The following is a 19,811-nucleotide window of genomic DNA, read 5'->3' as shown; positions in this document are numbered from 1 at the left end:
CCATAAACTAAGATTTATGGGGTTTTTGTATTAAAAATCGAATTGTAATTGAATGGTTACCATTTTTTTATCTTCGGTTTTTTCTTTTTTATCCGTATTTAAATTTGCTAATGAAATGCCTAGTAAGCGTACAGAATTTTCTAATTTTTCTTGGTATAAAAGTTCTTTAGCAGTTTCTAAAATTAAATGCTTATCAGCGATATAATAGCGTAATGTTTTGCTTCGTGTTTGTAAGGTAAAATCACTATATTTTATTTTTAACGTAATTGTTTTCCCAGAAATAGTAGATTTTTTTAGGCGGCGTTCTAATTCTGTGGCAATATGTTCTAAACGCTCTAACATAAAAATTTCACTACTTAGGTTTTCGCTAAATGTACGTTCTGCACCTACAGATTTAGGAATACGATGTGGTTTTACAGCACTGTTATGTACGCCACGAACAACATGATAATAATACCCTCCACTTTTACCAAAATTTTCAGTTAAGAAAATCTCGGACTTCTGTTTTAAATCAAACCCTGTAAAGATGCCTAATTTGTACATCTTTTCAGTAGTAACCTTCCCTACGCCATAAAATTTTCTAATTTCTAGCTTTTCTAAAAATTCAATAACCTCTTCTGGGTTTACCGTTTTTTGTCCGTTAGGCTTGTTGTAATCACTAGCAACTTTTGCAATAAACTTATTGATAGAAATTCCTGCAGATGCTACGAGACCTAATTCGTCAAAAATTCGTTGCCTAATTTCTTTAGCGATTAGTGATGCAGAAGGATTTCCTTTTTTGTTCACCGTTACATCTAAGTAGGCTTCATCTAAAGATAAGGGCTCTACCAGATCTGTATAATCATAAAATATCTTTCTTATTTTCTGAGAGATCTCTTTATACCGTTCAAATCTGGGTTGTACAAAAGTTATTTGCGGACAGTTGCGCTTTGCCATAACGCTACTCATAGCACTACGGACACCATATTTACGAGCTTCGTAATTTGCTGCAGCAACAACACCTCTAATTTCGCTACCACCTACAGCTAAAGGTTTCCCTTTTAAATCTGGATTATCCAATTCTTCTACAGATGCGTAAAAGGCATCCATATCTACATGAATAATTTTTCTGATGGGTAAATCAATTGACATACTGCAAAATTAAACTATATTTAGGTTGATGAAAACAAAAGATAAGACTGCTATTATTCTTGGTGCAACCGGACTCACAGGTGGACTATTATTAGATTACTTATTAAAGGATGATCGCTATCAAAAAATAAAATTATTCTCAAGATCTTCTGTAGGAATTTCTCATCCTAAAATTGAAGAACACTTGATAGATCTTTTAAGCTTAGAAGAACATAAGGAAGATTTCATGGCAGATGAGGTGTTCTGTTGCATTGGAACAACCAAAAAGAAAACTCCAGATAATGAAACCTATAAAAAGATAGATTATGGTATTCCTGTTACAGCAGCAAAAGTGGCAAAAAGTAACGAAGTAAATACTTTTATAGTTATTTCAGCCTTAGGAGCAAGTGCAAAAAGTACGGTGTTTTACAATACAGTAAAAGGAGAGATGGAAGATGCTGTTTTGGCACAGAAATTTCCTAGGACTTTTATTTTGCAACCTTCTTTAATTGGGGGAGAGAGGACAGAAAAAAGAACAGGGGAATGGATCTTTAAGAAAGTAATGAAAGTGCTAAATATGGTTCTTATAGGCTCATTAAAGAAGTATAGAACTATTGCGCCAGAAACTATTGCAGCTGCAATGATTTGGTTGGCGAATAATGACTATAGCCAAACTATAATAGAATCTGATAAAATAAAGGCTTTAGTGCAGTAATATGGTTGAAATAGAACGAAAATTTTTAGTGTTGTCTAATGCTTACAAAACAGAGGCAAACACTAAAACTAGAATAGTACAAGGTTTTTTAAATACTGATCCTGAGCGTACAGTAAGGATAAGGATTAAAGGTGATCAAGGCTTTATAACCGTAAAAGGAAAAGGAAATACTACAGGAGTTTCTCGCTTTGAATGGGAAAAGGAGATTGCTGTCCCAGAAGCAGAAGCCTTGCTAAAAATTGCAGAACCTGGTAGTATTGATAAGTTCAGATATGAGGTACAAGTAGGAAAGCATATTTTTGAGGTTGATGAGTTTTTTGGTGAAAATGAAGGTTTGATAGTGGCTGAGGTTGAGTTAAGCTCAGAGGAAGAAGCTTTTGAGAAACCAAATTGGTTAGGAGAAGAAGTTTCTGGAATAACAAAATATTATAATTCTCAATTAAGTAAGAATCCGTTTAAGAAATGGTAGAAGTGAGTATATAATTGTTACCAGAAATTACCACTCATACGAATATTAGCAAACGTAATTTATTTAAATAAAAAAGAATAGTAACGACGAGTAAAACGATATATTTATATCTTAATTAAGACTATAAGTCACGATAAATTAAAATGAGTAAAAAAGCAACAACTGCAAAAGAACAAATAGTAATTTTAAAAGAAAGAGGAATGACTTTCGATTGCGGAGAAGAAAAAGCTGAAGAAATACTCCTAGATATCGGTTATTATAGACTTGGATTTTATTGGTTTCCTTTCGAAATAGACAAGGACCATAACTTTGAAAAAGGAACGTTATTTTCGAATATAATTAACCTTTACTACTTAGACGTAGATTTAAGAAATGTTTTACTTAAATATTTAAAGCGTATAGAGGTTAACTTTAGAACTAAAATTATTTATTATACTTCTAATAAACATAAAGAAGACCCTATATGGTATTCCAATCCTAAAATAATGGCTCATTGGTTTATAAACAATCTAGATATAAAACTATACACAGATAAATTTAAAGACGAGAATAAGCAAATAAAACTTCACCATATAAAATACAGAAATGATATATATGCACCTACTTGGAAAACTTTTGAGTTTTTGACATTTGGAGCAATCGTTACTGTTTTTAACGCATTAAAAAGTGAGGAACTTAAAAAAGAAATTTCAAAACTTTATGGATTAAACAACCTAAATACATTTATAAATTTTATTCATACTATAAAATTTATTCGAAATATTTGTGCTCACGCAGGAGTATTATATGATTTAAATTTCCCTCAAGGTATATACAAAATCCCTAGAACTAAATTTAACGACAACAATAATCAATCATTAGATGCTGGAATCAAAACAATATCCTTTATTTTAAAAAACATATCTGAGGAAAGACATAATGATATGAATATTGAAATAAATATGTTGTTCAAAGAATACGAAAATAACGAGACGATTAAATTAATAATTACGGATAAAATTGGTTATAAGATGTAAATCTTGTATATTTGCAATATAAAGTGCCTAGCTATTCATTACGCTTTAGTGTTGCACTATAAAAAATTATACAGAACCTAGACATTGTGCTCTAGGTTTTTTTTTTTTGCCTTAATTTAACTTTTGCGTGTTGAAAGTATTTATGTCAAGAATAAAAAAGCACTATTACAAATGCACCTGAACTGATTAAAAATACGTTTGATAACAATGTATAAGTAAACATTAAACATAGTGCTTTTGGGTATAATCGAAAGGTCTGTGGTTATTTACAAAGTCCGCCAACTATAAAATTCGGCATTTACAAAAAATGATAAAAGCAAAATATTTCTATTTGGCTTAGTGCCAATCCGAAACATATCGCTTAGAACCTGCCCTACGTTTCTTATACTTAACGTTGTATGCAATTTTACAGATCAATGAAACAACTTTTAATTTTTGCTTTTATAGTCACTTTTTTAGCCTGTAACTCTAAGCAAAACAATTCGACTACTGAAATCAAAAATGAAAACCCAAAAGTACAGCTTCAAAAAAAACTAAATGGAAAAGAAGTTGTCGATGGACTTGAAGAACTAAACTATTTCATATTGACTGATTCTTTAGAGCTTGATAAAGTGAAAGCTGATTTTGAAAAAGCGTACACGGACTTGAATTTCTTTCAAGGTCCAATGCGAGCGGAAACTCTTGATTTTATGGACAATAGATATTTCTGGGTAGATTGTGAAGAATTATTCGAAGTTGGAGGCTTGACAGAATATCTAGGACAAGTACAAAGAACTTTTAAAAAGTTAGGACTACAGTTGGAATATGGAAATGAGCAAAGTTTACAAGACCAAACAAACTGGAAACATACAATCGAAATAAACGGGAATGAATACGCAGCATTTGACGGACAATTTTCTGATATTGATTGGGGAATTGCCTATGTGAATTTTATAGAAATGCTTAACGTCGAATTAAAACTTCAGGGGTCTAGTGAACAGTTTTACCCAATAAACTGTGCAAATGATGGTTCTTTTGTTTTATTAACAGTCCAACAACTTAGCTTCGTGAATAGCCACTACCCAAATAATATGGAACATCCGACAACTATGAGTAATTGGAAAAATGGGGTTGGACTCTAAATAACTGAATATAGCAAAGCCTAAACCTAATGCGAACTTTAAGGCTTAACTGAAAGGAACCGCTTATTTTCTGGCCAACTTGCTATATATTTAACTTGTGTAAATCATGTCCCTTAACAAATATTGCCTATAATTGGACTAAGTTAAACGGTAAATTTAACATCCATTTTTAGCAGATTTTTGCGGTAATTAAACCGATACTTCAAGAGGATTTTTGCCTATTTGTATGCGAAAAAAAATTACCCTCAAAATTAATAGTAATCACTAATCTTTACGATAGATAAAACCGGAAGCGTTACGTAGTCTTACGTTAGAATAAAAAACGTGAGGTAATAAACACTATGTGTAAAGTGGAGGTCTGGTACTTAATTAAATGATTTGCGTATATTTACTATGTTGATAAACTAGTTTAATTCGACATTTAGAACGAAAAAAAATTGAGCGCAAGTTTGCTTCCTAAGGACTCATAGCTAAAGGGTAATCGTTTTTAAAAATATAAATCCGAAGAATGAAGATAAGAACAAAAAAAGATGTTGAAAAATTAGATAATAAGATAAAAGAGGAACTGGGAATTGATGTGCAAAAGTACCGTAATGAAGAAGTTATCGAAAACTTTGTAGAACTATTAGTTTTCCCAAAATACATATTCAATTGCCTAATTAGACCACTTCTAATTTCGATTCTAATTTTCATTGTTGGGTTCTTTATTTTTGATTTAGTTCACATTGAATATGTGATTTATGGAACTGTAGGATTAATTCTCTTTTTAATTACTGGAATCTTAGTTGGATTACTTTTACTGATGTGGAAAATGAAATCCGATATGTGGGGAGTTGTAAACTATTCATTAGATATCATGAAATCTGCAATAACGGATATGATTCAAGTTAATAATCAGGTTAATGAAGAAAATAGAAAAGATGTGCTTGGTTTACTTTTTAAAGGCATAATTCATATTGTTACAATCCCAATGATTTCAAAAGTAATATCAGATAAAGTACCATTTGTTGGAGGGATTGTTAAAAGGATAGTAAAAAAGATTTTAACACTATTTTCTGATAAAGTAAAGTTTGATGAAGAAAAGCTATCACAAGAACTTAATAAAAAAGAAGGAGATTCAAATGCGCTAAGAATTTATTTAAATTCAATTTCATCTGCTACAACAGGATTAGAAAAAATTATGAATTTCACTTTTGGTGTTGCGCAATTTCCATTAAAAATAGTATTTGGAATTATATTATCAATTTTAGTTCTATTTCTTTATTTAATCAATTAAAATTATTGGCAACATTTAAAAATTTAGCTTTTGTTTTATCCGAGTAGTTATCGCTTATGTTACGCGCTACTGATCTTATATAAGGCAGTTAACAATAATTTTAATAAACAAAAGTTAATAGTTATATATAAAACAAATTATGAAAAAACAGATTCTAGTATTAACAGTATTTATTAGCCTTTTATTCCTATCATGTGGATCGGGAGGAGAACTTCTTTGGTTAGATAACCCAACAGATGAGGCAATTTCAGTTGAAATTGACGGAAAAAAATACGATATAGCTCCTGGTGAATTAAAAAGGGTTCCAGATGGTACTAGTGGAAAACAAAAATTTAAGGGAGTTGATGGTAAAGAAGTAGAAATAGAGATTAATGGAGTTTCATTTATAAACTGTACAAACGCTACATATATTGAATGTGCTATTGAGTACTCTATTAATCCAAACAGTGCAAGTACGCTCCCAGAAGCAGTAGAAGTAGAAATAGCAGGTGATAAATACACGGGAAACTTTAAAGTCCATACAGATATTGTTATACCACATAGTAATATTAACTATAATGTAACTGAACCATTAAAAGATGAGATATCAATTACGGGGAACAGTACTATTATAAATAAGATGTACAGAATTAAAGACTTTTTAGCAGATTCTGATATGGAAACTTATAAAAACTAATTTTTCAGGTTCTAAAAATAGAAAGACGTATAGTAAACTCCACATATTTTATTTAAAATGTGTGGAGTTTTTTAATGCAAAAAAAGTAACCTTAAAAACGCGATCTTAGATAACCACTAAAAAGATCTAAATTAAAAATCTAGTACTTCTAATCAATAGACTAATAGCCGTAGTGTTGTGTCTTCTTAAAAATTAGAAAAATAAAAGAGTTTAGTATTGAAACTTTTCCAAATATTTTTCTATTTTGATGATGAAGTGGATTTAAAATGGGCTCTGGTTACATGGAAGAGTATCGAATATAAATAACCACGCGCTGAAAACCCATGAGTGATAAGAGATTTAGTGCGAACTTTAAAACGTTTACCTATTTTCTAAGTCAGCCAAATGTACACGCATAATAGCAAGAATCTAGCCTTGCCAAATTTAAAATTTTAGAGATTATTTATTTCTTAAATTAGTTGCTCAACCACGCAATTAACCTTACACAAAACCACTGATTGTAATGAATAGCTGAAACTGAAAATAAATGAAAAAACTAGCACTAACCTTATTTTTAACATCTGTAGTTGGCTATGCACAAATAGATTATGACACACTTGTTAAAAACCTAGAAGAAATAACCGCTAAAACAGATTTACCCCAGTTTTTTGAAGGCCTTCCCTATAGTGGCACTAATTACACTTTTTATGATGATCGGTTTTTACGCTTCTATGATGTAATTATAGACGAAGCTCAAATTGCTTATTTTGTTGATGAATTGGCTATAATGATAACTCCGTTTAATAAAGTTGAAGACTTTAACAAAATAAGGTCTAAGCTAATAGAAACGTATGGTGCTCCAGAATTAAATGATAGAGGCTACAGTTGCGACTACAGGTGGGATACTAATGAGCGCAGTATAGTTCTTAGTATAAACAAAATAGATGGGGAGTTTAACACCTTTGAATGGTTCTTTATAACCCTTCATGAATAATAACATATTGAATGAAAAACTTTATCATAGTACTCATTTTACTAATGAGTACCGCTATTAATAGTCAAACCAACTACAATTTTTCTGAAATAAAATCTAGCCCAGATTTGCAAAAGCTATTGTTAAAAATAATGGATGAGCATAAAGAAACACGTAGTAGTATGTTACTGGAGTTTATAGAGGATGCTAAAGTGGTAGACGATATAGTTACCAGTTCTCGTGGTATATATAGTTCAAAAATTTATGTGAAAGGAATGCATTATGCTGGTATACCTATTGCCGAAGCTATATTTTCCAACAATAGCATAAAGCTAACTACAGATACCTTAAATTATTCTGGTAAAAAATTATTAGAAAAAATAGAATCTGAAAACGGACTAACACCAGTTTATTATAATGATAGAAGCTACGATTGGGAAAAAGAAACTGAGACGATTAATTTAAGAGTAAAATTTGTGAATGGCGAAAACCTAGCTTTATTAGGAGATAAAGACTTTGCTGTTTTAAAAATAGACTTTAAACCTATTTACAAAATACCACTTGCAAAAATTCATCATAAAATAAAAAAATTTAAAAAGCAGCCAGATTATGTGCTTTCTTCATCTACAGAGCATTCTATTTATGATGTTTTTATAAATGGTATTAAAATTGAAGAAAACTATACCTACGACAGACTTCATTTAAATAAGTATATAACTAGTAACGTTACATCTGTAAAAATAATAGCTAAACGTGAGCCAGATTATAATGAAAAGGTGTACTATTCTGCCGCTATTTTAGATCAAAGCATTAATGAAGATGTTAAAATAATTGAAGGTAGATTTCTTGGAGATAAAACTGTTGTTTTTGAAACTTCTTTTAATTCTGAATTACCGTATTACCCTGAGGCATGGACAAATGGTAGTGACTTAAGAAAAGAAAAAAAACTTAAAGAAAAGGTAATTGCCTTATATAATAAACTAGGGAAAGCTATTTTAGAAAACGATGAGCAAATGCTTAACTCCATGCTTTATCAGCGTCAATTTGAAGTTCAGCAAGTGAATTATGATACCACATTTCTAACTGCTAGAATTTTGTGGGGCAACTTAATAGAGCGAAGTGTATATGTAAATCATACAGTTTCTAAAGACTTTGAAATTGATTTTAGTACCAACGGTAAATTAATATATTGCCACCCAAAGGACACTAAAGAAATGATAATTTTTGAAGAAGAAAATTATGATGATCCTTTTAATTTTTATCTCTACGAGCCCAAAGGATCTAATGAGTTAAAAATAATAAGGTAATGGTATTATATAAAAAACATACAAAATCTGCTTTCTTGATAACCAGTAAATTTTAGTTTAGTACACAACTAAGAATTTTCTTGCTTCTGCACTATGCAGCACTCTAAATATTAAAAAAATAACCGTACTAAGCTCAAATGAAGATAATATTAAAGCACTTATCAAAGTAATAATTCCAGTACTAGTTGGAATTCTAATAGCCATGTCGATTAATAATTGGAATGAGAATCGAAAAGATAGAAAGTACTTTGAACAAATTTCTTTTTCAATTGAGAAAGAGTCATCTGAAACAACGGAAGACATTATTGATACTATTGTATTTCAAAAATCTTTTATTAATTTCCTTGATATTTAAAAAAAGATGATAAAATTTAGTATTTGATATCGTGATGAAGGTCAACGGAATTCAGTTACCTACCATTAAAATAAATTCTTGGAAAGCTATTTCTAATTCTAAAATTTAATGAATTTCATTTACTCAAATACAAAAGAAACTGGAGTTGATAAAAAACAAGTATTAAGATTAATGCTATTAGATATTATTAATGCAGAAAAAGAATTAAACAACAAATTGAGGACATGGCAACAGATTGATTCTTAGTAAAAATAATAGAATTGAATCACTTAAAATTGATTGCGTAGCTAAGGGATTAAAAGATCATTCTCTTTTAAATATTCTTCTGTAACAATACCTCTTAAATAAGTAATGATAAGGTGTTCCAGAATTTCATCAACAGTATATTTCTCATATAAATTGGATGCTATTAAACTTAGGTTTTCTAAATTACCAAAGTATAAATCACAAGTAAGATCAATGTCTATGGTAGCTTTTATTAGATTGCTCTTGTGAGCTTTTACTAATAAACCTTTAATATACGTATGTGTAAAACGCAGTTTAAAATCGGAATACAGCGTATTAGATTTTGGGTAGTATTTTCTTAATCCGTTAATGTAAGTTGGACTAATACTTTTTACATAAAGAAATCCAATCCTGTAGATTTCAATAATAGACAGGATTGGGTTTGCTCCTTTTTTAGTTGTAATTGCTATAATTTCAAGTTCAATCTTCTTTAAGAGAAAATCTAAACTATCATTAACTATAGTTTCTTTTGTATCAAAATTTTCATAAATCGTTTTTTTAGAAATACCCATCTCGTGAGCTAAATCATCTAAGGTAAATCTCTTACATCCAAATCTTGTGAATTTGGATATGGCTATTTCTAAAAATCGATCTTTATTTATCATGTTTATAATAAATAATTATTTCCATCCGCCACCAAGTGCTTCGTATAAATCTACAATAGCAACTAATTGTTTTAATTTACTATCTATGATATTAAGTTCTGCGCTTAATGAACTTTGTCTTGCGGTTAATAGATCTAAATAGTTCGCATAACCGTTTTTAAGTAATTCTTCAGAGTTTGCTTCGGCTGTGCGTAACGCTTCAACTTCATTCTTTCTAAATTCGAATTTTTTAGTTTCGGCTTCATAAGAGTACAAAGCATTAGAGACTTCACTTCCTGCAACCAATAAGGTTTTCTTAAAATTTAATAAAGAGGTTTCTTGATTAGCAAGGGCAACTTCCTTTTGAGTTTTTAATTTTCTTTGATTTAAAAGTGGTTGTGTTAATCCGCCTACTATCGTCGCAAATAATGAGTTGGCATTAAACAATTTATCTAACTCTAAACTTTGTAGACCACCAGAAGCGGTTAAAGTAAGCGATGGATAAAAACTACTATTCGCTACATTGGTTAACTCAAAATCTTTAATTAACGCATATTCTGCAGCCATAACATCTGGTCTATTTCTCAGTAATGTTGTTGGTACGCCCAGCTTCATTTCTTGATCAATACTTTGCGTATCTAAGCTACTTCTTTCAAACTCTTGAGGGGTTCTACCTAGTAAAATACTAAAAGTGTTTTCTGTTTTAAATATAGCAGCTTCAATATCTACTTGTAATGCTCTGGCACTATTGTATTGCGCTACGTTTTGATCTACGGCAACTTGTGTTACCTGTCCAGCATCTTTTAATGCTTTAATAGTTTCTACACCACTTTCTCTAGTTGCTATGGTTTCCTTAGTTACTTTTAATTGGGCGTCTAAAGCTAATAAGTTATAATAGGTATTTGCAATACTAGAAATCAATTGTGTTTTTACGGCTTGATGCCCTGCAACATTTTGTAAATAATCTGCTTGTGATGCTCTTTTATTGCTTCTTATTTTTCCCCATATATCAGCTTCCCAAGATAAGTCTGCTGTAACGTCATACGTGTCTAAACCTCCAGTAAATAGAGACCCGAATTGGCTATTTTCTGAAAATTCTTGTCGTGTGTAATTAGGTCCAACGCTTAATGTTGGAAAATACCCTGCTTTTCCTTGTTTTGCATATGCTTGGGCAGCTATCATTTGCTGAATAGCAATACGGATATCCATGTTGTTTTCTAATCCTTCTTCTATATATTCACTCAGATAGGTATCAGTGAACATGGTTTTCCAAGAAACATCAGCCATAGAAACACTATCCATAGGTAAATTATCGGTGCGATAAAGTGCTTCAGTTTCTGCTAATTCTGGACGTTTGTAGTCTTTTGCAACAAAGCAACCTTGAAGGGTTACTAAAACCACACCTAAGAGCATGGTTTTAGTTATGTTTTTACGATTTATAATAGTTTTCATAATTTTTATGCTTCAATAGTTTGTACTTCGGGTTTACTAGAAATTTTTTCTTGTAACCACTGAAATAATATAAATAATATTGGAATAACAAAGACACCTAAAAGGGTTCCTATGAGTAATCCTCCAACGGCACCTGTTCCAATAGATCTATTTCCTTCAGATCCCACACCTTTAGCTAATACTAATGGCATTAACCCTAGAATAAAGGCAAATGAGGTCATTAAAATAGGACGCAAACGAGATTTAGCGCCATCAATAGCTGCCTCAACGATACTTTCGCCAGCTTTCCGTTTCTGCAAGGCAATTTCTACAATAAGTATGGCATTTTTGGCGAGTAGTCCTATAAGCATAATTAAAGAAATCTGGAAATAGATGTTGTTTTCCAACCCTAATAATTTGGTGCTTATATAGGCGCCAAATACTCCAAATGGCAATGATAAAATTACAGCAAATGGGAGTAAGTAACTTTCATATTGTGCACTTAATAAAAAGTATACAAAGAGAATACTTAAACCAAAAATGAAAATTGTTTGGCTTCCTGCACTTACTTCTTCTCGCGTTAAACCAGAATAAGCAATGGTGTAATTATTTGGTAAGTTGCTAACTTCCTCTTCAATAACTCTAATAGCATCACCTGTACTAAACCCATCATTGGTAGCACCAGTTATAGCTGTAGAATTAAATAGGTTGAAACGGGTTACTGATTGCGGCCCGTAGACACGCTCTAGTTTTACAAATTGCGTAATAGGAGTCATCTCACCAGAATCTGTTCGTACATACATACTATTTAGATCATCAACATCAGCTCTGTCATCTGGTAACGCTTGAATATACACTCTAAATTGCTTCCCGAATCTAGAGAAATCTGAAGCATAAATACCACCTATATACCCTTGTAGTGTAGAGAAAATGCTGTTAATAGGTACCCCTTTTTCTTTTGCTAAAGGCACATTCACTTCCATTTCGTATTGTGGGTAATTTGTACTGAAAGAAGATTGCGCATATTTTATTTCTGGGTGCTTCATTAAAGCCATGGCAAAGTCTTTATTCGCTTGATCTAAATCTTTGAATTCTCCACCAAACTTATCTAATAAATTCACCTCAAAACCTGCCGAGTTACCAAAACCACGAATACTAGGAGGTGAGAAGAATATGATATTAGCTTCTTTTATTCCTGCCGCTACACCAAATAGTTTACCTGTAATGGCTTGTACTGAGGTTGCAGCATCTTCACGGTCTGCCCAATCTGCTAATTTTATAATTCCAAAACCATAGTTACTCCCTTGTCCATTAATTAAACTTCTACCCTTAATAAAGTTTACGGCAACAATACCTTCAATACCATTTATTTTACTGTACAAATCTCTAGAAACAGCATCTGTTCTATCTAAAGAAGCACCTTCTGGTAAGGCAATATTTGCAAAAATAATACCTCTATCTTCATTAGGTACAAATCCTGTTGGTGTTGTTTGAGATGCCCAGTATATACCTGCAACTGCAATCACTAATAATACCGGAGAGATCCACTTTCTTTTATATAAAAACTGAAGCGATTTTCCGTATCGGTCTATAGTGGCATTAAATCCGCGGTTAAAAAGGGTGTAAAATCGTTTTAATGGGCTTTTGCTTTTTAACTCTTCATCATCTTTATGTCCTTTTAATAATAATGCACATAATGCAGGACTTAAAGTCAATGCATTCACGGCTGATATTAAAATAGCTATAATCAAAGTAACCCCAAATTGCTCATAGAATACACCTGTAGGTCCTGTTATAAACGTTACAGGAATAAACACTGCTGCCATTACCAAAGTAATAGATATAATGGCGCCAGATATTTCATTCATGGCGACTAAGGTTGCCTTTTTAGGATTCTTTTCGCCTGCATCTAATTTGGCATGCACCGCTTCTACCACTACAATAGCATCATCTACCACAATACCAATGGCAAGAACTAACGCAAATAGTGTCAATAGGTTAATAGAGTATCCAAAAACATTCAAGAAAAAGAACGTACCTATAATAGAAACCGGAACCGCAATTGCTGGAATTAATGTAGACCTGAAATCTTGTAAGAATAGGAATACCACTAAGAACACTAATAGGAACGCTTCTAATAAGGTGCTAATTACCTTTTCTATAGAGGCATTTAAAAACAAACTAGTATCATAAGGCACAAAAATATCTAAACCTTCTGGAAGGTCTTTTTTTACATCTTCTAGTGTAACTTTGATATTCTCAATAATTTCTCTTGCATTAGAACCTTTGGTTTGGAAAATACCCATAAATACGGCAGGATTTCCCATACTCATAGCGTTAGCAGCATAAGATTGTGCATCTAACTCAATAGTAGCTACATCATTTAATCGAAGAAACTCTCCATTACCTAAAGCTTTAATAACTATATCGGCATATTGTTGTTCATGTTTAAAACGTCCGCTATAGGTTAATGTATAGGAGAATGCTTCCCCATTATTCTGCCCTAAAGTACCTGCTGCAGCTTCTAAGTTTTGCTCGGCTAAAGCTGCAGTAATATCTGAAGGTATTAAACCGTATGTTGCTAATTTTTCAGGTTTCAACCAAATACGCATCGCATAATCTTGTTGAGAGAATAAACTAACATCTCCAACACCACTAATACGTTGCATTGCAGGTACCACATTTATTTTCAAGTAATTCTGAATGAATGTCGCATCGTAATTCTCATTTTCAGAATACATAGAGATAAACATTAACGCACTCGTTTCTTGCTTTTGTGTGATTACCCCGGTCTGTATAACCTCTTGTGGTAGTAATGCATTTGCTCTAGATACACGGTTTTGAACGTTAACCGCAGCTATATCTGCATCTACTTCTTGATTAAAGTAAACGGTAATTTCTGCAGCACCGGTGTTAGATGCAGTAGAGGTAATATAACTCATACCTTCTACACCGTTAATTTGTTCTTCGATAGGGATAATTACACTCTCTAAAACGGTTTCTGCATTGGCTCCTGCATAAGACGCTGTTACCTTAATGGTAGGTGGCGCAATATCTGGATACTCCTCTATAGGTAAGCTTGATATACTGATGACACCAAGTATTACTATGATAATAGAGATTACTGTTGAAAGCACTGGCCTTTCAATAAATGTTTTTAACATAACTAAATAAGTTTATAATTTGTTAATTCTTAAATAAAACCTCTATCGGTTTAATAGCCTCATCAAATGGGGTGTCTTGTGGAGTAATGGCCATACCATCTCTTAATTTCCCAACTCCAGAAACAACAAGTCTATCACCAGCTTTAAGTCCAGATTCTACCACATATAAATTACCCACTGTACCTTGTACTTTTAGAATAGTAGATTGTACTTTGTTGTCTTTATCAACTATAAAAGCAACAATGTCTTTTTGTTGTTCATATGTTGATGATTGGGGTAGCACAATAGCATCTTTATATTCTATTGGAAATCTAATTGTACCACTGTTTCCATTGGTTAAAATTTCATTTGGATTATTAAAAGCGGCTCTTATTTTTATAGTTCCCGTATTTTCATTGATCTGACCAGTACTGGTTTGAATACGTCCAGTCTCAGAATAAATTTTCCCGTTCGCTAAAACTAAGCTTAAATCTGGCGAGTTTTTAATACGTTCTGCTTTTGTAGTTCCTTCAGATCTTTGTAAAAGATCTATATACTGAGCTTCGTTAAAACTAAAAAAGGCATACACTTGACTAATTTCGCTAACTGTTGTTAATGGCATACTATCACTTGGACTAATTAAGGCGCCTTCTCTAAAGTTAATGGCACCAACGTAGCCATCTACAGGACTTTTAATGGTTGCATAACCAACACTAGCAGATACACTGCTGTAATTTGCTTGTGCTTGTGCTAAATTTGCTTTGGCGGTTTCTAATTGTACAGGACTAATAATGTTTTTCTCTACAAGAGGAATTAACTTGTTTACTTCTACTTGAGCTACGTTGATACGAGCTTTTGCTGCACCTGCATCTTGACTTAGAGATTGTGTTTCTAATTTAAATAACACCTGACCTTTACGTACTTTTTGTCCTTCGTCTACTAATACTTTTTGAATATAACCAGATACTTTTGCTCTAACATCACTGTTTACAATACCTTCTATATTTGCTGGGTATTCTTGATATCCTGTTACGGTTTTAGTTTGCATTTCAACTACAGGGAAAGAAGGAGCAGGGCCCGCTGGCGCTGCAGCTTTTTGTTCTCCATTGCCTCCGCAACTTGAAACGACTAAAAGTAGGGTTATTGCTAGTATCGTTAATAATTTATTATGTCTCATTTTGTGCTTAGTTTAAATATCGATTTGTTTGTTGTTTTTAACTTTAATTAATTTTACTCTTAATTCTTCAATAGAAGCAGAAGCGCCATCTATAAATTTTATATAATCGTTATGAAAATTTAAATCAAATTTTTCCTCTTCATTTTCAATACTTTTATTATTTTGATTGTCTTTGTAGTTTTTTATTTCTAGGTGTAATTCACGTATTTCTTTCCAATCAGTTATCATTTTATCAACATGCTGAATGATAGTGTCTGCGTTTATAATAAAATATTTTTTACGATCTCCCGTCTTTGTAAAATACTCAATTTTTTTTAAATCCTGTAAGTGATTAATGTGTGTAGAAATAGTGCTTTTGCTAGCACAAAGAATGGTTACCATGTCCTCAAACGTAGCTCCTTTTTTACCAGTTAAAATAATATAGGATAGGATACGTGCGGCAACCGGTGCCAGCTGTTCTCTATTTTCTAAATGCACCCCCAGTTTTTCAACTAAAGACATTTTTTCTTTACATATACTATTTGCCATTTTTAAATTTATTTCCTACTGTTTTTTGGGTATAAAAATCCATGGACAGTAAAATTCTGTGCAAATATATTTATTAGTTCGGAACAAACCGAACCAAAAGAACTTAAAAATGTATTTTTATGAAAATTTTAAGATTTACGGAGTGATTATCCCTTCTTTACCTATCAAAGGTATGGTTGTGAGTGCTTTACTGCTAATGGTATTTTTTTTGAAAATATATTTTTTGTCAAATAACCTATTATTGGAGAAAAAGGAAAGTGAAAAAACGTTGTCCAGAGCAAAGATTTCTTCTTGCAACGGTTCAAATTTTTTAAATGATTTGCCTTCTAAAGTTCCTAAGCCATGTCTAATAGTGGCTGTCTTATCTGTATCATTAGAACCGTTTGAAACTATAATAGCCATTTCTATTGCAGTCTCTTTATTGTTAATTAAATAGGCGTTCCAAACTTTAGTCAACATTTCGTCATCCCATTCATAAACAATGGCAACATAAACGTCTTCAACAACAGGGATATCAATATCTTTTTTCAAGAGTAGGTTCCTTTAGAAGGGTTTTTACTAAAAATATACTTTTACTTTATGCTATAGTGCAGATTTAAATTGCTCTAAAAAGCGAACATCATTCTCACTTAAAAGTCGGATATCTGTAATTTGGTGTAGTAGCATTGCAATACGATCAATACCCACACCAAAAGCAAAACCAGAATATTCATTAGGATCTATGCCGCAATTGGTCAATACATTAGGATCTACCATACCACAACCTCCAATTTCTAACCAGCCTGTTCCTTTGGTGATTCTGTAGTCTGCTTCTGTCTCTAATCCCCAGTACACATCTAGTTCTGCACTTGGTTCAGTAAAGGGGAAGTAAGAAGGTCTCAATCTAATCTTAGATTTACCAAAAAGCTCAGTAGTAAAAAACTGTAATGTTTGTTTAAGGTCTGCAAAAGAAACATTTTTATCAATATACAATCCTTCTATTTGATGAAAAAAACAATGAGAACGAGCGGAGATAGCTTCGTTTCTATATACTCTACCCGGAGAAATAGTTCTTATTGGAGGTTTATTATCTTCCATATAGCGTACTTGTACCGATGAGGTATGTGTACGTAGTAAGATATCAGGATTTGTTTGAATAAAGAAGGTGTCCTGCATATCACGTGCTGGGTGATATTCTGGCAGGTTTAATGCTGTAAAATTATGCCAGTCATCCTCAATTTCTGGACCTTCAGAAACATTAAAACCTATTCTAGAGAAGATATCAATTATTTGATTTTTTACAATAGATATTGGATGTCTTGAACCTAATTCAACAGGTTCTCCAGGGCGTGTTAAGTCACCATAACCACCTTTGTCATCAACTTTATCTTCTATAGCTTCTTTAAGCTTGTTAATTTTTTCAGTAGCAATTGTCTTTAACTGATTGATGGTTTGCCCAAATTCTTTCTTCTGATCATTTGGTACATTTTTAAATTCCGTAAAAAAATCATTTAAAAGTCCTTTTTTACCAAGGTATTTAATTCTTAAGCTTTCTACCGCCTCTTTAGAGTCGGAAGTAAACTTTTCAATTTCAGCAATATGTTCTTTTATTTTATCAATCATAACAATGGACTAGCCGACAAATTTAAAACTTTTATGGGAGTAGTATAGCGAACTGCTTTAAAGTTTTTTAATCAGCAGTGAAATTGTGTGTTTTTAGTGTATTATTTTAAATAATTCAACCCTTAGAAAGGTAAGGGTTAAATGAAGTACTTTAATAGTGCGGTTTTTTAAGAAGTACCTGTAGTGTCTTTAATATTTTCTTTTACCCAAAGTAAACTTTCATTAAAGGTTTTGAAAATGTGTGCTTCAGGAATTAAATCTGGAATGACATCTACCCGCTCCATCATGTATCTTGGTTGTTTTAAAACTCCCACAAAGAGAATCGTTATATTAGATTTCTTTAAATCGATTAAAACATCTTCTAAGGTATATAATCCCGATTGATCCATATACTGCATACGGCCCATTCTAATAATTACGGTTGATGCTGTTTTTGGAATTTGATTTGCTAGTTGTTGAAATTCACTTGTAGATCCAAAAAATAAAGGTCCCTTTAAATGTTTAATAAAAACTTCTTCTTTTAAGTTTTTAGGAAAATCAATTTCATCTGACCATGCTTTTTCTTCCTCTAATGATTTTACGTCGGAACGTTCCGCAGTTAAATCGCCCATTTTTTTCATAAACATTAATGAGGCAATTACCAAACCAATGCCTACAGCATAAATTAAATTCCAGAATGTAGAAAGCAGCATTACCACGATCATAACAATAACTTCTGAACTTAACTTTATCGGTCCTATTTTAATATCTTTAGGTAAACTTGGGATTGCTTTTAATCCTTTATAATCCATAACGCTAATTCCAACTGTCACTAGTATGCCCGCTAAAACTGCTGCGGGTATTTTTGAGGCTACTGGCCCTAAGGCTAATAGAATAAACAATAATAATATCCCAGCCATCATTCCAGATAGCTTTGTTTTACCTCCAGAATTAATATTTACTACGGTTCTAATGGTGGCTCCAGCACCTGGTAACCCGCCAAAAAGTGCAGCAATACTATTTCCAATTCCTTGTCCTACCAATTCTTTATTTGGGATGTGTTTTGTCTTGGTCATGTTATCTGCTACCACCGAGGTTAACAATGAGTCAATAGCTCCAAGAAGAGCCAAGGTCAATGCAGAAAAGAAATACGGAGTAACGCTCCCTAGACTAAATTCTGTGAAAATTTTAAAATTAGGCATAGGAAATCCTGCAGGGATCTGCTCTATTGGCCTATAATTCAAATCAAAGCCAAAGGCAATACCAGAAACTACGAGCAATGCCACTAGCGTACTTGGTACTACTGTGGTTATTCGCTTAAAACCGTAAATAATAAATATAGTTGCTAATGCTAAACCAAATTCTAGCCAATTAATATTTTGTAATGCACGAGGGATAACCTTTAAAGCACCTAATGCACCTTTAGTTTCTGAATTAGCTAAAGTCTGCGCCTCTTTCTGAATACTTTCTGGTGTAATTTCATTAGATCTGTTGATCGTTTCTTCAAAGTTTTCTAAAACTAAAATACCTTCACCAGCTTCTTCTTTTAAAATATTTTTTAAAATAAATTCTTCTGCTTGTGGCTTATATTGATCAACAAATTCTATGTCATCTTTTGGATAATACCCTAAGGTAGGCAGTGTTTGCGTAATGATAATGATAAGACCTATGGCGGTCATAAAACCAGATACTACTGGATAGGGTATATAACGAATGTATTTACCGAGACCTAGTACCCCTAAACCTATCTGCATGATACCTCCCAAAAGGAAAACCGTTAGAATGGCTGGTAGCGCTTTTTCAACACTCCCATCATTAATTGCAATGATTCCTGCAATTATAACCATACTAACGGCTGTCATAGGTGCAGTAGGACCAGATATTTGTGTATTTGTTCCTCCAAATATTGCAGCAAAGAAGCTAATAAATATAGCGCCATACAAGCCTGCACTCGGCCCTAAACCAGAGCTGACACCAAAAGCTAGTGCTAGCGGTAGTGCAACTATACCTGCAGTAATGCCTCCAAAAAGGTCTCCTTTAAAATTAGAAAATAAATTCTTCATAGAAATAAATTTCGTGAAACTA

Annotated in this window: 19 protein-coding genes; 10 read left to right on the top strand and 9 right to left on the bottom strand. The window is 32.4% G+C overall.

The genetic code is table 11. The annotated features are described in order from the left end of the window. Positions 1–30: 30 nt before the first annotated feature. Positions 31–1,131: a DNA polymerase IV gene (dinB, locus tag CELAL_RS06305; protein ID WP_013550070.1), complete on the bottom strand. Its 1,101-nt coding sequence runs from the start codon at positions 1,129–1,131 to the stop codon at positions 31–33. A gap of 28 nt (positions 1,132–1,159) precedes the next feature. Here dinB and CELAL_RS06300 point away from each other — a divergent pair, with 28 nt between their 5' ends. From CELAL_RS06300 to CELAL_RS22330, 10 genes are all read left to right on the top strand, one after another. Next, positions 1,160–1,825: an NAD(P)H-binding protein gene (locus CELAL_RS06300; protein ID WP_013550069.1), complete on the top strand. Its 666-nt coding sequence runs from the start codon at positions 1,160–1,162 to the stop codon at positions 1,823–1,825. 1 nt (position 1,826) lies between these two features. Continuing rightward, positions 1,827–2,294 (top strand): CYTH domain-containing protein, encoded by a 468-nt coding sequence (locus tag CELAL_RS06295; protein ID WP_013550068.1) that lies wholly within the window; start codon positions 1,827–1,829, stop codon positions 2,292–2,294. 143 nt (positions 2,295–2,437) lie between these two features. Then, positions 2,438–3,310 (top strand): Abi family protein, encoded by an 873-nt coding sequence (locus CELAL_RS06290; RefSeq protein ID WP_013550067.1) that lies wholly within the window; start codon positions 2,438–2,440, stop codon positions 3,308–3,310. A 416-nt stretch (positions 3,311–3,726) separates the two neighbouring features. Next, the gene (locus tag CELAL_RS06285) at positions 3,727–4,431 is read left to right on the top strand and encodes a hypothetical protein (RefSeq protein WP_041557977.1); all 705 of its coding nucleotides are present in this window, start codon (positions 3,727–3,729) and stop codon (positions 4,429–4,431) included. 508 nt (positions 4,432–4,939) lie between these two features. Next, positions 4,940–5,707 carry a hypothetical protein gene (locus tag CELAL_RS06280; RefSeq protein WP_013550065.1) on the top strand — a complete coding sequence of 256 codons (768 nt, stop codon included), beginning with the start codon at positions 4,940–4,942 and terminating at the stop codon, positions 5,705–5,707. 139 nt (positions 5,708–5,846) lie between these two features. Then, positions 5,847–6,383 (top strand): hypothetical protein, encoded by a 537-nt coding sequence (locus CELAL_RS06275; RefSeq protein WP_013550064.1) that lies wholly within the window; start codon positions 5,847–5,849, stop codon positions 6,381–6,383. A gap of 526 nt (positions 6,384–6,909) precedes the next feature. Beyond that, complete coding sequence (locus CELAL_RS06270; protein ID WP_013550063.1) at positions 6,910–7,356, top strand: hypothetical protein; 447 nt, start codon at positions 6,910–6,912, stop codon at positions 7,354–7,356. 11 nt (positions 7,357–7,367) lie between these two features. Then, the gene (locus CELAL_RS06265; protein WP_013550062.1) at positions 7,368–8,642 is read left to right on the top strand and encodes a hypothetical protein; all 1,275 of its coding nucleotides are present in this window, start codon (positions 7,368–7,370) and stop codon (positions 8,640–8,642) included. A 109-nt stretch (positions 8,643–8,751) separates the two neighbouring features. Further along, positions 8,752–8,997 (top strand): DUF6090 family protein, encoded by a 246-nt coding sequence (locus CELAL_RS22845; protein WP_407636752.1) that lies wholly within the window; start codon positions 8,752–8,754, stop codon positions 8,995–8,997. Between the two features lie 108 nt (positions 8,998–9,105). Further along, positions 9,106–9,243 carry a hypothetical protein gene (locus tag CELAL_RS22330; protein ID WP_013550060.1) on the top strand — a complete coding sequence of 46 codons (138 nt, stop codon included), beginning with the start codon at positions 9,106–9,108 and terminating at the stop codon, positions 9,241–9,243. Positions 9,244–9,284: 41 nt separating this feature from the next. Here CELAL_RS22330 and CELAL_RS06260 read toward each other — a convergent pair whose 3' ends face one another. From CELAL_RS06260 to CELAL_RS06225, 8 genes are all read right to left on the bottom strand, one after another. Beyond that, positions 9,285–9,887 (bottom strand): TetR/AcrR family transcriptional regulator, encoded by a 603-nt coding sequence (locus CELAL_RS06260; protein ID WP_013550059.1) that lies wholly within the window; start codon positions 9,885–9,887, stop codon positions 9,285–9,287. A 15-nt stretch (positions 9,888–9,902) separates the two neighbouring features. Beyond that, positions 9,903–11,318: an efflux transporter outer membrane subunit gene (locus tag CELAL_RS06255; RefSeq protein WP_013550058.1), complete on the bottom strand. Its 1,416-nt coding sequence runs from the start codon at positions 11,316–11,318 to the stop codon at positions 9,903–9,905. 5 nt (positions 11,319–11,323) lie between these two features. Beyond that, positions 11,324–14,461 (bottom strand): efflux RND transporter permease subunit, encoded by a 3,138-nt coding sequence (locus tag CELAL_RS06250; RefSeq protein ID WP_013550057.1) that lies wholly within the window; start codon positions 14,459–14,461, stop codon positions 11,324–11,326. A gap of 22 nt (positions 14,462–14,483) precedes the next feature. Beyond that, on the bottom strand, positions 14,484–15,617 hold the full coding sequence (locus tag CELAL_RS06245) for an efflux RND transporter periplasmic adaptor subunit (protein ID WP_013550056.1): 1,134 nt from the start codon (positions 15,615–15,617) through the stop codon (positions 14,484–14,486). 12 nt (positions 15,618–15,629) lie between these two features. Then, positions 15,630–16,145, bottom strand: coding sequence for a GbsR/MarR family transcriptional regulator (locus CELAL_RS06240; protein WP_013550055.1), 516 nt, complete (start codon positions 16,143–16,145; stop codon positions 15,630–15,632). A 135-nt stretch (positions 16,146–16,280) separates the two neighbouring features. Next, on the bottom strand, positions 16,281–16,676 hold the full coding sequence (locus tag CELAL_RS06235) for a hypothetical protein (RefSeq protein WP_013550054.1): 396 nt from the start codon (positions 16,674–16,676) through the stop codon (positions 16,281–16,283). A gap of 51 nt (positions 16,677–16,727) precedes the next feature. Continuing rightward, the gene (pheS, locus tag CELAL_RS06230) at positions 16,728–17,747 is read right to left on the bottom strand and encodes a phenylalanine--tRNA ligase subunit alpha (RefSeq protein ID WP_013550053.1); all 1,020 of its coding nucleotides are present in this window, start codon (positions 17,745–17,747) and stop codon (positions 16,728–16,730) included. 167 nt (positions 17,748–17,914) lie between these two features. Further along, a complete protein-coding gene (locus CELAL_RS06225) occupies positions 17,915–19,789 on the bottom strand; it encodes a SulP family inorganic anion transporter (protein ID WP_013550052.1) in 1,875 nt (624 codons plus the stop codon). Positions 19,790–19,811: the final 22 nt, after the last annotated feature.

The organism is Cellulophaga algicola DSM 14237 (assembly GCF_000186265.1).
In the GTDB taxonomy this organism is placed as follows: Bacteria; Bacteroidota; Bacteroidia; order Flavobacteriales; family Flavobacteriaceae; genus Cellulophaga; species Cellulophaga algicola.
Note: the sequence above shows the minus strand (reverse complement) of the source record. Positions and strands in the feature narration are given on the sequence as shown.